Consider the following 13,132-nt stretch of genomic DNA (forward strand, 5'->3'; position numbering starts at 1 on the left):
AGGCACAGAACACGCGCATTTCAAGGGAGAACCGGGGAACGATACCGCCCCCCGATCCCGGCCCAATCAGCTGTTCACCGGCTCGTCATCGCGGGGGCGGGCCAGACGCGGCACGTCTTTCGCGCCCGCCGTGCCCCGGCCCGAAAGCGAAGGGTTGTCCATGAAGAACCGATGGCAAGAGAATAGCGGCCCGTCCGAGGCTTCGCTCAATTGCCGCGAATAGGTGCCATCGGGGTTCAGAACCCAGCTTTGTGCCTCGTCGGCAAGATTCGCCGCCATGATCTGACCCATGATCTGATTCTTGACCGTGGGGTTTGTGGTCTCGACCAGCGTCTCGACCCGGCGGTTCAGGTTGCGCCCCATCCAGTCTGCAGAGGACAGGAAGACCCGCGCCTGTTTCGACGGCAAGCCGCCGCCATTGCCATAGCAGACGATCCGGCTGTGTTCGAGGAAGCGCCCGACCACCGATTTCACCCGGATATTCTCGGACAGGCCCTTGATGCCCGGACGCAAGCCGCAGATGCCGCGCACCACGAGGCTGATCTTCACCCCGGCCTGACTTGCGGCATAAAGCGCGTCGATCACCTCGGGCTCGATCAGGCTGTTCAGCTTGATCCAGATTTCCGCCGGACGGCCCGCCTGGGCGTGTTCGGCCTCGGCGCGGATCAGTTCCAGCAGGCGCGGCTTCAGCGAGATCGGCGCGATGGCGAGGTTCTCTAGCCCCTGAGGCTGCACATAGCCGGACAGGTAGTTGAATACCTTGGTCGCATCGCGCCCAAGTGCCGCATCGCAGGTGAAGAAGGACAGGTCGGTATAGATCCGCGCGGTGATCGGGTGATAGTTGCCGGTGCCGTAATGGGTATAGGTCACCAGATTGTCACCCTCGCGCCGCACCACGGTGCTGATTTTCGCGTGGGTTTTCAGGTGCATGAAGCCGTAAACCACATGCGCGCCTGCGCGTTCAAGACGGCGCGACTGGCGGATATTGGCGGCCTCGTCAAAGCGGGCCTTCAATTCGACCAATGCGGTCACCGACTTTCCGGCCTCTGCCGCCTCGCACAGTGCCGAGACCACGGGGCTGTCATGGCTGGTGCGATAGAGCGTCTGCTTGATTGCCAGCACGTTCGGATCGCGCGCGGCCTGTTCGATGAAGCGCACCACCATGTCGAAGGTCTCGTAGGGGTGATGCAGCAGCATGTCCTTCTGGCGGATCGCCGCGAACATGTCGCCATCATGGTCTTGCACCCGTTCCGGCACGCGCGGCGTAAAGGGCGGCCACAGCAGTTCCGGGCGCGATGACAGCACCAGTTCCTTCAGATCGGCCACACCCAGCAGGCCGCGCACCTCGACGACCTCGTCGGGGTTCACATGCAGCTCTTCCATGATGAGGGCGCGCAGCTCGGGCGGGGCACCCGCGCTGATCTTCATGCGGATCACCTCGCCCCGGCGGCGACGTTTCAGCGCGGTCTCAAAGCTGCGCACCAGATCTTCGGCCTCGTCCTCGACCTCCAGATCGCTGTCGCGCAACACGCGGAAGGCGCAATGGCCGCGCATGACATAGCCGGGGAACAGCATGTCCAGATGCAAGAGCAGCAGCTCCTCCAGCGGCAGGCAGCGATGCTCGCCCGGCTGGCCCGGCAGCGTCACGAAACGCGAAACCTGTTGCGGGATCGGCAGCAAGGCCTGCAGGGCCACATGGTCGGAGTCCCGCTCCAGCTCCAGCGCAAGGGTGAAGCCGGTATTGGGGATGAAGGGGAAGGGGTGCGCCGGATCGATGGCCAGCGGCGACAGCACCGGGAACACTTTGTGCAGGAAATGCTGCTCAAGATGTTTCAGATCCTTCACCGTCAGCTTGGAGCGCGTCAGGATCTCGATCCCCTGACCCTCCATCTCGCGCTTCAGCTTCTTGTAGGTGATCTGCTGCATCTTCATCAGACGGCGGGCGTCTTCATTGATGAGGCGCAGCTGTTCGGCAGGCGGGCGACCATCCTCGGACGGCACCTCGGCCCCATTGCGGACCTGTGCCCGCAGGCCTGCGACGCGGACGGTATAGAACTCGTCCAGATTGCCTGCGGAGATCGACAGGAAGCGAAGACGCTCCAGCAGAGGCACGGCGGGGTTTGCGGCCTCTTCGAGCACGCGCCAGTTGAAGGCGAGCCAGCTCATTTCACGGTTGAAGAAACGCCGGGGGCCGCGAATCTCGGATTCGGGGCGCTCGATGGCGGCGGGGAAGGGTGCGCGGAGAAAATCTGCCTGTGTCATGACGCTGCTTTTGATCGGTTCTTGTAACGCCGTCATGACACTATGGAGGGGGCCTCAATCGCTGTCCAGAGAGCCCGGATTTGCCCCGAGAATTTCGGCAGCAAGCGCCCGCGTGACCGGCCCGCCGCGCGCCAGGGCCTCGGCATCCAGCTGCGCCACCAGATCACGGGCGGCGGCCAGACTGCGATCCATCCGCAGCGTCAGCCAGCCGATCAGCGCGGGCGGCACCGCAAGTTGGCGATCCGCGAACAGCTTGACCAGAACGGCGGTCAAAAGGGCATCGTCGGGGGGCTCGATCCGCGTCACAGCGACCGCCTGCAGGCGGCTGATCAGGTCGGGCAATTGCAGACCCCAGTCGCGCACTGGCAGCGATGCGGTCAACAGCAGCGGCAACCGCCGTTCGGCCAGCCGGTTGTGCAGGTGGAACAGCGCGGCCTCGGCGCGCGGATCGCCTGCCACGGCTTCGGCATCTTCCAGCACGACCGCCGTCTGGCTGCGCCGGTCGATATCGGCAGAGGCCAGGGCGGCCCCTTCCATCAGCGCGGCCCCGGCCCCTGCCGCCCAGATATGCGCCAGATGGGTCTTGCCCGATCCCGCCGGGCCGATCAGCAGCATCCGGCGCTGCGGCCATGCCTCACTGGTCTCCAGCGTGGCAAGGGCCAGCGCATTGGCGGGCGAGGGAAAGAAATCCTCCCGCCGCAGGGCCGCGCGGGCGGGCAGGTCAAAGGCAAGTTGCCGGTTCACGCGCCGGGCGTCCTGTCCGTCAGATCATCGACGACCACAACCATAACCGGCTCGGCCATCCCCGGATCAGGCGCAGGCTCGGGCGGCAATCCGGTATAGAGCCTGCTTTCCTTGTAACGGTCGATGGCAAAGCGGGCGAGGACGCCAAGCGCCGCAGCGACCGGCACCGCCACCAGCATCCCGACAAAGCCGAACAAGGTGCCAAAGGCCGACAGAGCGAACAGCAGCCAGACCGGGTGCAGGCCCACCGAATTACCCACCAGTTTCGGGGTGATGATATTGCCCTCAAGGAATTGCCCAAGCGCGAAGATACCCGCGATGATCCCGATCGAAAACCAGTCGCCCCAGAACTGGAACAGGGCCAGACCAATGGCCAAAGCGCCGCCGATGATCGCGCCGACATAGGGGATGAAGGTCACGGCCCCCGCAATCGCGCCGACGATCAGCCCGTAATTCAGCCCGGCCGCCATCAGCGCCACCGAATAGAAGGTGCCAAGCGCGATACAGACCGAGATCTGGCCGCGCACGAAGGCTGCCAGAACCTTGTCGATCTCGCGCGCCAGATGGCGCACCACCGGCGCATGGTCGCGCGGCAGGATCTCGTCGACGCGGGCCACCATGCGGTCCCAGTCCAGCAGCAGGTAGAACGCCACGACCGGCACGACCACGATGAAGACGACCGCGTTCAGCACCGACATGGCCGAGCCCAGCAGCGTCTGTGCCAGCTCGCCCCCCTTGGCCTGGATCAGCTTGCCGATGCTTTCCAGCGTCTGCCGCATGGTCGATGTCTCGTCCTGCATCTGCGGAAAGCGTTCCAGCATGAAGGCCTGCAGGCGGCGGAAAATCTCGGGTGCCTCATTGACCAGATCGGTCAGCTGCTTGAACAGCAGCGGCACGATCGCCAGCGCCAGCAGGATCGCCGCCAGCAGCGCCACGATGGAGATGGTGCCGGTTGCCGCCGCACGCGACATGCCAAGCCGTTCCAGCCGGTCAGCCACGGGATCCATGAAATAGGCGATGGCACCGCCGACGATGAAGGGCAGGATCACATTGCCAAGCGCCCAAAGCAGCACCAGCAGGACCAGCGTCGCGATGCCCCAGTATTTCATCTGATCCCGGACGGGAAGCGCCATGCGATGTTCCTTGACCTGCCTCTGGTCCCGACAGGGCGTGCCCCATCAGGTTTGACCCCAGAGATTGCCCATCAATGCCGGGGTTTCAAGGGGGAGAGGGTCAGGGAGGCGTGCTGCGTTACCTGTCGGTCCTGCCAGTGGGCGCGATTGCATCGCATTGCGGCATAATGAATAATGCGCCAAGGGATCCGATAAGGGGGCGCGGCCCGTGCGGAAATCGGTATGGCTTGCGGGGCTGGTCTTGGTGGCGCTCGGTTCGGTCTTTCTTCTGCAAGACCGTCGCCAAGCCTATCTGATCCCGGATGGAACCGGGAAATCGCCTTTGCGGTGGCGGTGCCACGGAGATGAGGCACAAGCCTATCTGGCGCAGGACTGGTTCCAACGCGAGGGGCGCGCGCTTGCCGCTGCATCGGCAAGACAGCTGCAGGCCGCGATGGACGCTGACAAACCGATCCCCGCGCTGGAAATGGCCAATGCGGATATCAGGAAACGAGAGCGCGCCTTGATCCAAGAGGGTGACGACAGGTTTGGCTGCATCCCTGGTTAAGAGGCCTGGCCTGCCTTCAAGCCCGCAACCGGATCCGACCCTTGCTGTAGCCGCCACCGCGCAGGCGCAGTCCGTGGGGGCGAGGATGGTCGCGAAAGCGGTCATTCGTCACGATGGGCGCGCCGGTCCTGGCGGCCTCGGCCAGCAGGGCCGCGTCGGCCGTTTCGCCGCTGTTCACCACCTGCAGCGTCACGGTGGGGCGGTTTATGATACGGTCCAGATCGCGCTCATTCAGATATCGGCCTTGCAGGCGGTAGCCGATGGTGGCGTCGAAGATCACCTTCGCGGGCCTGCCCTCTTGGGCGATCTGATCGAGAACTTCGATCAGCGTGTCGATCCTGGCTTCTTGCGCCAGACCGGCATTCTGTTGCCACATCACCACATTGGACCCATCGATCAGCACGGGGACCTGAGCTTTCGGCCGCAGGCGACGGGGTGTCCGGCGCTCGGTGGCGGGGCGGGGTTGGCGCGGGGCTCTGCGGTGAAAGGCGCGGCGCAGCGCCTGTCTCAGCGTGTCAAGCAGCAGCCAGATCAGGCCAACGCCTGCAAACAGCACGACAAGGTGAAGGGCAAGATCGATCATCTCGGATATCTGTCAAATGCAATCACGCGCAGGTTGTATCCTGAATGCGGCAGGATCGGGCATATTCCGCGGCGATCCTGCGATGCGGGCTCTGTCAGCGTCCGTTTTCCCGCCATGCCCGTCGGGCAGGCCCTCTGCGGTGAAGTTCTCCCGCCAAACCCTTCCCCGCCAAACCTTCCGCCGTCAAGTCGCCCCGCAACCCTTTGTCGGACAGTCGCGCAAAGCCGCCACAAACTTGCCTGACAGGCCCGAACCCGCTAGGAACGGCCAAACGCCAATGCCAAGAGGCCAGATCCCATGCGTCTGTCGCGCTATTTCCTTCCCGTGCTGAAAGAGAACCCCGCCGAGGCGCAGATCGTCTCGCATCGCTACATGCTGCGCGCCGGCATGATCAAGCAGCAGGCGGCCGGGATCTATTCCTGGCTGCCGCTTGGCCTGAAAGTTCTGCGCCGGATCGAGCAGATCGTGCATGAGGAACAGCAGCGTGCCGGTCACATCCCGGTGCTGATGCCGACCATGCAGCCTGCCGATCTGTGGCGCGAAAGCGGCCGCTATGACGATTATGGTGCGGAAATGCTGCGCATCAAGGACCGGCACGAACGCGACATGCTGTTCGGACCGACGAATGAGGAGATGATCACCGACATCTTCCGCGCCCATGTGAACAGCTACAAGGACCTGCCGCTGACGCTTTATCAGATCCAGTGGAAGTTCCGCGACGAGGTGCGTCCGCGCTTTGGCGTGATGCGGGGCCGCGAATTCCTGATGAAAGACGGCTACAACTTCGATCTGACCAAGGACGACGCGCTGCATGCCTATAACCGGCACATGGTCAGCTATCTGCGCACCTATGAACGCATGGGGCTGACCGCGATCCCGATGCGTGCGGCCTCGGGGCCGATCGGCGGCGACAATACCCATGAATTTCTTGTTCTTGCCTCGACCGGCGAAAGCGAGGTCTTCTATGATGACCGGGTGACCGCGTTGAAACTTGGCAATCGCGAGGTCGATTTCGACAATCGTGACGAGGTTCTGGGCGTGTGCAACGAGTTCACCTCGCTTTATGCCCGCACCGATGAGACCCATGACGCCGCGCTGTTCGAGCAGATCCCCGAGGCGCATCGCCGCAACGCCCGTGGCATCGAAGTTGGGCAGATCTTCTACTTCGGCACCAAATATTCCGAACCGATGGGCGCAACCGTCGTCGGCCCCGATGGGGTCCGCGTGCCGGTTCACATGGGCAGCCACGGCATCGGCGTCTCGCGTCTCTTGGGCGCGATCATCGAGGCCAGCCATGACGACAAGGGCATCATCTGGCCCGAGGGGGTGACCCCCTTCGATGTCGGTATCGTCAACCTCAAGCAAGGCGACGGCGCGACGGACGCCGCCTGCGAAGACATCTACAAGGCGCTGAAGGCTAAGGGCCTTGATCCGCTTTATGATGACCGTGACGAACGCGCAGGCGCAAAATTCGCCTCCATGGACCTGATCGGTCTGCCCTGGCGCATCACCGTCGGCCCGCGCGGCCTGGCCAATGGCGTGGTCGAACTGACGTCGCGCCGCAGCGGTGAAAGCGAGGAGCTGAGCGCCGAGGCTGCCGTGGATCGCATCGTGCACATCTACGCCGCGCATCGCTGATCGCATCTTGCCCCGTCCCGCAGGATGGCGGGCGGGTCATGCGGCGGAAATCCACTCGGGGGCCCTGCGGCCCCCGTTTCCGTCTCTCGCCTTTGTGATCGAAGCCGGGTAACCAGTGTCATCGGCAGAATCCGCCGAGTTGGTCCCAGAATATTGGAGAGTTAGATGCGTAAGTTCACCCTCGTTGCTGCCGCCCTCGCGATGACCGCGCTGGCCGCCTGCAAGGATGAGACGGCGACTTGCACCCCCGAACAGGCTCAGGCCAAACTGACCGAGTTCATGACGCTGGCCCAGACCGCTGCCGCGAGCAACCCGCAGAAGCTGACGGAGCTGACCCCGAAGCTGACCGAGGTTCAGCAGCAACTGACGGCGAACCCGAACGACACCGTCGCCGCCTGCAAGGCGCTTGACGACATGATCGCCGCGCTGAAGTGATCTGACGGGCCGGGGCGGGGGGAAACCCTCGCCCCGATCTGCGCCGACAAGTATCGGCGGCGGGGCAAACAGCCCAATTCACAGCAAATTAAACCCTGACGTTAGCGATCTTGCGCGGAATGTGAATATTCTGTCCAATCTATGCGCGATCTGGTAATCTGCTGTTACTTTCTTTCGACTGGTTCTTCTGTATTGGAGGCAGAATTGGCCCAACAAAGCTTTGTCTTTGATGGCACGACCGCGATTTCAACCGTGCCCTTTTTCTGGACCGCGAGCTGGAACAACAAGTGGCTGCCTTATGTCAGCTTCTGGAATGGGAATGTCGCTGGCCCCCATAGCGCAGATATCCGGCTGACCGGATCGGATTGGGGGATGCATGTCATCCGTTTCGCGGGGGATGGCGGCATCAAGGCGACTTTCACCGATGCGACCAGCGGCGCTAATCGCCAGATCCAGATGATTCAGCTGTCAGAGGCAGGTGGCCAGATCAATCTGGACATCACTCAGGTTGACGAGATCCTGAGCAATGATGACGGCAATACGGTCATCAAGACCACGCGCCACCACATCAAATCCATCGATCTGAGCGATGGCGACGATCGGGTGACAATCGGCAATGGTGCCAATTACATCGACCTTGGCGGCGGCAAGAACAGCCTGACCGTGCGGGGGGCCGACAGCAATGTGCACTATGTGTCGGGCTATCAGGGCCGCAACACCATCAGCGTGGAGGGCGAAGCGCGGATCTTCGCGGTCAAGCTGGATGATGGTGTCAACAGCTTCACCACCAAGGCCGGTTTCACCGAAAGTTTCACCTCGCATAACGGGGTGAATACGCTGAACATCGGGACAGGCGGGATCGGCAGCATCCAGTTCTTTGGGGATGGTGACAAGCTGCAGGTGGTCAAGGCCGCGGGCTGGGTCGGCAGCTTGAAGGTCGGCGACGATCAGCGCATTCAACTGACTTTGGGGGCAGGCGGTGCCGATATGGTCCAGCTTGGCCGGGGGGCCGATGTGGTGACCACCGGCGCGGGCTGGGTGGGCTACATGGCCACTTCGGATGGCAATGACGTGGTAAATATCGGCCCCGGCGGGATCGATACGCTGCGGCTGAGCAAGGGCAATGACATTGCCAAACTGCGCGGCGCACTGACCGATGACACCGGCATATCGGGTGGCAACGGGATTGATACCCTGGACCTGAGCGACGTTGCGGGCAATGGCGTGCGGGTCGATCTGTCCAACAGCAACTGGCAGAAGTTCAGTGCTGCGGCCGGGCTGCTGCGGGTCAGCGGCATCGAGGTGCTGATTGGCACCGACAAGGCCGACACGCTGGAGGGCGACAATGCCAACAACACCCTGACCGGCGGCAAGGGCAATGACCGGCTGATCGGCAATGATGGTGCCGATACTTTCCGCTTTGGTCGCGCCACCGGAACCGACCGCATTCTCGATTTCGAACTGCGCGAGGATCGGATTGCCTTCAGCGGTGCCTCCAGCCTGTCCAGTCTGAAATTCAGCCAGAGCGGTGATGATGTGCGGGTGAGCTTTGGCGAGTCCGTGGTGTTTGTGGAGGATGTGACGGTGTCGCAATTGCGGGTTGCGGCGAATTTCATCTTCTGATCACACCGTCGCAATGGGGACACAAGGGGCGCGGTTCGGCGCCCCTTTTCGCATTCCGGCGTGCCTTGCACTTCATTGACATTGATCCTGCCCCGTCGGAAGCTTGCTGCCAAAGCTGGAAAGCAGCACAGGTGCGGAGGTGATGATGTTGCGGATCTTGGCCCTTGCGGGCGGCATTGCCGGAGGGGCGAGCCTGTCGCAATTCCCTGAATTTTCACAGCAATATCTGCAACGTCTTGCGGGGCAGGTGGATTCTCTGGCCCTTGTCGTGGCCGATTTCGACCGCAGCGCCACCCGCAATCTGCTGACCCGCGACGAGGCGCTGGCGCAGATGACCGGGACCGCCTTTCTGGACGATCGTCGGGCCGATCTGACCGCGACCTTTGCCCGTTTTGCCCGGCTGGAGGGCAATCTTGCCGATCTGCGCGCCGCCTCTCCCTTGCAGCGCATGACCATGCCGCACAAGCTGGGCGATGCGGAGACGCTGGCCGCGACCTGGGCCGATTTCCGCCCCGCGGTGCCGGTGACCTTTGACGGGTTGATCTCGGCCGGGATCGGCTTCCTAGGCGGCTGGCTTGTGGCCTCGGGGTTGCTCTCGCTGCTAGCCTGGCCGTTCCGGCGCATCTTCGCCTGAGCCTGAACCTGAACCTCAACTTGGGCCAGAGCCTGACCGAACCGCTTGGCCTGGCGCAAAGGTGAGGCGGCCGCGCCTTGACCTTTCCCCCCGTGTTGCGCAGGGTGCGGCGCAATCTTGAAAGGGCCTGACCTTGGCAACTACCGCCCCGTTTTCGCGTTTCGAATGGATGATTGCCTGGCGCTATCTGCGGGCCCGCCGGGCCGAAGGCGGCATCAGCGTGATGACCTGGATCAGCGTGATCGGCATCGCGCTGGCGGTCTTTGCGCTGATCGCCACCATGTCGGTGCGGGCAGGGTTCCGGGCGGAATTTGTCAGCTCGATCCTGGGCGCCAATGCCCATGTCACGGTCTATAGCGCGGGCATTGCCGATGAATATGGCCGGGTGCAGCGCGGCTTTCCCGATTACGAGGCACGCGCCGCAGGCATCCGGTCGGTGCCGGGCGTGACCCGTGCCGCCCCGGTGATCCGGGGGCAGGTGATGGGAACCGCCAATGGTGTGAATGCGGGCGTCGAGGTTTTCGGCATCAGCGCCGAGGATCTGGCCTCGGTCCCCAGCATCACCTCGGGGGATGACGATATCGGTGATCTCTCGCGCTTTGGCGAAGGCATCGCCATCGGGTCCGGCATCGCGCGCGAGCTGAACGTGACGGTCGGCGACAGCATCCGCCTGATCTCGCCCGACGGGGTGAAAACCGCCTTTGGCACCAGCCCGCGGGTGAATGCCTATGAGGTGACCTATGTCTTCACCACCGGCAGCCCCGAGATCGATCGCACCCGCGCCTATCTGCCCTTCACCGAGGCACAGAGCTATTTCAACCGCGAGGGCCGCGCCGACGAGATCGAGGTGATGGTTGCCGATCCCGACCATATCGAAAGCTACGAACTGCCGCTGCTGAATGCGGCGGGTGACGGGGCGATGATCTGGACATGGCGCGACAGCGCCGGAAATTACCTGCAGGCGCTGACGGTCGAAGATCGAATGATGTTCATCCTGATGTCGATCCTTGTCCTGATTGCCGCGATGAACATCATTTCCGGTCTCATCATGCTGGTGAAGAACAAGGGCCGCGATATCGGCATCCTGCGCACCATGGGCCTGACCGAAGGATCCGTGCTGCGGGTGTTCTTCATCTGCGGGGCGATGACCGGCCTTGCGGGCACGGCGCTTGGCATTATTCTGGGCTGCGCCTTCAGCTACTGGTTCACCCCGATCTTCGATCTGGTGAACTGGATCGCAGGCGGCGGGATCTGGAGCCCGGAGGTCCGCCCTATCTACCATCTGAGCGCGGTGCTGAAACCCGGCGATGTCGTGCTGGCGGCGGGGCTGTCGCTGTTCCTGTCCTTCGTCGTCACCCTCTTTCCGGCCTGGCGGGCCGCCCGCATGAACCCGGTGGAGGCGCTGCGCTATGAATGAGGCATTGCGGCTGGAAGGCGTCACCAAGGCCTATAATCGGGGCCTGCCCGGCGAGGTGCAGGTGCTGCATGGGGTCGATCTGGTGATCGGGCGGGGCGAGGTCGTGGCGCTGGTCGCCCCGTCGGGCGCGGGAAAATCCACGCTTCTTCATATCGCAGGGCTGCTCGACAGCCCGGATGGCGGGCGCGTGATGATTGGCGGGCAGGATTTGACGGGCCTCGGTTCTGCCGCCCGCACCCTGACGCGGCGGGAATCGGTGGGCTTTGTCTACCAGTTCCATCACCTGCTGCCCGAGTTCAGCGCGCTGGAAAACGTGATCCTGCCGCAGCTTGCCAACGGTGTCGCGCAACGCGCCGCCGAAACCCGGGCCCGCCGTCTTTTGGAGGCGGTGGGCGTGGCTGACCGTGCGGGCCATCGCCCGGCGCAGCTTTCGGGGGGGCAGCAGCAGCGTGTGGCCTTCTGTCGCGGTCTGGCCAATGCACCGGAACTGCTGCTGGCGGATGAGCCGACCGGCAACCTTGATCCCGGCACCTCGGATCAGGTGTTTGGTGCCCTTATGGGGCTGGTGCGCGAGACCGGGCTTTCGGCGCTGATCGCGACCCATAACCTTGATCTGGCGGCGCGGATGGACCGCATCGTGCGGCTGGAAGCCGGGCGCATCCTGTAAGCGCAACCCTTGCGGCGCGCGCAAGGCCATGGTCTTCTGGACAAAAATCCGGAGTAGCCCATGCGCCTTGCCCAGCTTGCTTTGCTTGCCAGCCTGATCCCGCTTGCCGCCTGCCTGAAACCAGAACCCAAGACCCCTTCGGGGGCCGAGGATTTCGCCGATTACTGCTCGGGCTGTCATGGCGCGGGTGGCAAGGGCGATGGCCCGATGGCGGCCAGCCTTGGCAAGCGCCCGGCCGATTTGACCCGACTTGCCGGGGCGAATGGCAAGATCGCCATGGCCCCGGTGATGAGCAAGATCTACGGCGCAACCAATGTGCATCCTGGCGATCTGATGCCGGAATTCGGCACCCTGCTGGAAAGCGACAAGGTCGTGCTTTACGACAGCGGCGACGGCATTCCGACGCCCACGCCGCTGCGCTTGGTGCAGGTGGCCGAACATATCCAGTCGCTGCAGGAGTAGAGGCGCTGACGATGTTTGCTCGTCATCGCCGCTTTGTTCTGGCTTTCGTGATCGGGCTTGCATTGGCGGGCGGGGCGCTGGTCTTTCGCCTCGCGCCGGGCGAGGCCGTGCTGGTCGGGGCCAATGGGTTCTTCCTGATCTATCTGGCGATGATGGCGCAGTTCATCGCGGGGCAAAGCCCGGATGCGCTGCGCCGCCACGCCGCCCTGTCGGATGAGGGCGTGCCGCTGATCGCGGGGCTTGCGCTATGCGCCGTGGCGCTCAGCCTGACCGCCATTGGCCACGCCCTGTCACGCGGCCAGGCCTGGGAGGCGGTGCTGGCCATCGCCTCGGTGCCGCTTGGCTGGATGACGCTGCATGTGCTGGCGGCGTTTCATTATGCGGCACTCTGGTATGATGGTGAGGCGCGCGGCCTAGATTTTCCCGGCGCGGATGCGGCACCCGAGCCGGACGCCTGGGATTTCCTTTACTTCAGCTTCACCATCGGCATGACCGCGCAGGTTTCCGATGTGGTCATCACCCGCCCGACGCTGCGCCGCCTGGTTCTGGCGCATGGCGTGGTGTCGTTCTTCTACAATACGGTCATTGTTGCCCTGGCGGTGAATGCGGCCATCGGGTGAGGGGGCGCCCGCCCCCCGCTCCGGCCCGTGATTTGCGCAAACCCGCCCGCCTCTCAGTCGCCCCGATGATGGATTGGATGTTTTTTTAAATCAGTATGTTGCTGTCTCCCGTGTGCAATTCACGTTCATGCTTTGATCGCAGAATTTCGTGGTCTGGCGCGGGGCAGCGTAGTTTTCGACCCTGAGTTAGATTGGAATCTGACTAAAGGATGACGAGTCTTCGTCCGCGACGTGCGTCGATAGGAGCATGAGAGCGGGTGCCCGCAAGGAAAGAGAAGGATGAGGAGCGTAGGACGACGACGTCTTCGGCGCCCGTAGACCGACCACAAACTTTGAACAGGGCTATAACCTCAGCGCCTGCGGGCAC

The 13,132-nt window shown here is 63.4% G+C and carries 13 protein-coding genes; 9 read left to right on the forward strand and 4 right to left on the reverse strand.

The features are described 5' to 3' along the window. Nucleotides 1-66 precede the first annotated feature (66 nt). The 3 genes from GBJ34_RS10420 to GBJ34_RS10430 are packed head-to-tail and all read right to left on the reverse strand — an operon-like array spanning nucleotide 67 to nucleotide 4,139. The gene (locus GBJ34_RS10420; RefSeq protein ID WP_151719210.1) at nucleotides 67-2,262 is read right to left on the reverse strand and encodes an RNA degradosome polyphosphate kinase; all 2,196 of its coding nucleotides are present in this window, start codon (nucleotides 2,260-2,262) and stop codon (nucleotides 67-69) included. A gap of 54 nt (nucleotides 2,263-2,316) precedes the next feature. Next, a complete protein-coding gene (locus GBJ34_RS10425; protein ID WP_151719211.1) occupies nucleotides 2,317-3,006 on the reverse strand; it encodes a P-loop NTPase family protein in 690 nt (229 codons plus the stop codon). Then, nucleotides 3,003-4,139 carry an AI-2E family transporter gene (locus GBJ34_RS10430; protein WP_151719212.1) on the reverse strand — a complete coding sequence of 379 codons (1,137 nt, stop codon included), beginning with the start codon at nucleotides 4,137-4,139 and terminating at the stop codon, nucleotides 3,003-3,005. Before GBJ34_RS10430 ends, GBJ34_RS10425 begins: the two co-directional genes overlap by 4 nt. Before the next feature lie 208 nt (nucleotides 4,140-4,347). On the opposite strand from GBJ34_RS10430, the gene GBJ34_RS10435 reads away from it, so the two are divergent. Beyond that, a complete protein-coding gene (locus GBJ34_RS10435) occupies nucleotides 4,348-4,686 on the forward strand; it encodes a hypothetical protein (RefSeq protein WP_151719213.1) in 339 nt (112 codons plus the stop codon). A 16-nt stretch (nucleotides 4,687-4,702) separates the two neighbouring features. Here GBJ34_RS10435 and GBJ34_RS10440 read toward each other — a convergent pair whose 3' ends face one another. Then, nucleotides 4,703-5,269 (reverse strand): NYN domain-containing protein, encoded by a 567-nt coding sequence (locus GBJ34_RS10440; RefSeq protein ID WP_151719214.1) that lies wholly within the window; start codon nucleotides 5,267-5,269, stop codon nucleotides 4,703-4,705. A gap of 297 nt (nucleotides 5,270-5,566) precedes the next feature. On the opposite strand from GBJ34_RS10440, the gene proS reads away from it, so the two are divergent. From proS to GBJ34_RS10480, 8 genes are all read left to right on the forward strand, one after another. Next, complete coding sequence (proS, locus tag GBJ34_RS10445; RefSeq protein ID WP_151719215.1) at nucleotides 5,567-6,907, forward strand: proline--tRNA ligase; 1,341 nt, start codon at nucleotides 5,567-5,569, stop codon at nucleotides 6,905-6,907. A 165-nt stretch (nucleotides 6,908-7,072) separates the two neighbouring features. Then, nucleotides 7,073-7,342 (forward strand): hypothetical protein, encoded by a 270-nt coding sequence (locus GBJ34_RS10450; RefSeq protein ID WP_151719216.1) that lies wholly within the window; start codon nucleotides 7,073-7,075, stop codon nucleotides 7,340-7,342. A gap of 204 nt (nucleotides 7,343-7,546) precedes the next feature. Then, nucleotides 7,547-8,965: a calcium-binding protein gene (locus tag GBJ34_RS10455; protein WP_151719217.1), complete on the forward strand. Its 1,419-nt coding sequence runs from the start codon at nucleotides 7,547-7,549 to the stop codon at nucleotides 8,963-8,965. Nucleotides 8,966-9,110: 145 nt separating this feature from the next. After that, nucleotides 9,111-9,599 carry a DUF2937 family protein gene (locus GBJ34_RS10460; protein WP_226341123.1) on the forward strand — a complete coding sequence of 163 codons (489 nt, stop codon included), beginning with the start codon at nucleotides 9,111-9,113 and terminating at the stop codon, nucleotides 9,597-9,599. A 133-nt stretch (nucleotides 9,600-9,732) separates the two neighbouring features. Further along, a complete protein-coding gene (locus tag GBJ34_RS10465) occupies nucleotides 9,733-11,016 on the forward strand; it encodes a lipoprotein-releasing ABC transporter permease subunit (protein WP_226341124.1) in 1,284 nt (427 codons plus the stop codon). Further along, complete coding sequence (locus tag GBJ34_RS10470; RefSeq protein ID WP_151719219.1) at nucleotides 11,009-11,683, forward strand: ABC transporter ATP-binding protein; 675 nt, start codon at nucleotides 11,009-11,011, stop codon at nucleotides 11,681-11,683. The genes GBJ34_RS10465 and GBJ34_RS10470 overlap by 8 nt, the downstream gene beginning before the upstream one ends. A 60-nt stretch (nucleotides 11,684-11,743) precedes the next feature. Further along, nucleotides 11,744-12,145, forward strand: a complete 402-nt coding sequence (locus tag GBJ34_RS10475) for a cytochrome c family protein (RefSeq protein WP_151719220.1) — start codon at nucleotides 11,744-11,746, stop codon at nucleotides 12,143-12,145. A gap of 11 nt (nucleotides 12,146-12,156) precedes the next feature. Continuing rightward, nucleotides 12,157-12,765 (forward strand): DUF1345 domain-containing protein, encoded by a 609-nt coding sequence (locus GBJ34_RS10480; protein WP_151719221.1) that lies wholly within the window; start codon nucleotides 12,157-12,159, stop codon nucleotides 12,763-12,765. The last annotated feature ends 367 nt before the right edge of the window (nucleotides 12,766-13,132 follow it).

This window comes from Gemmobacter serpentinus (assembly GCF_008973825.1).
Classification (GTDB): Bacteria; Pseudomonadota; Alphaproteobacteria; order Rhodobacterales; family Rhodobacteraceae; genus Gemmobacter; species Gemmobacter serpentinus.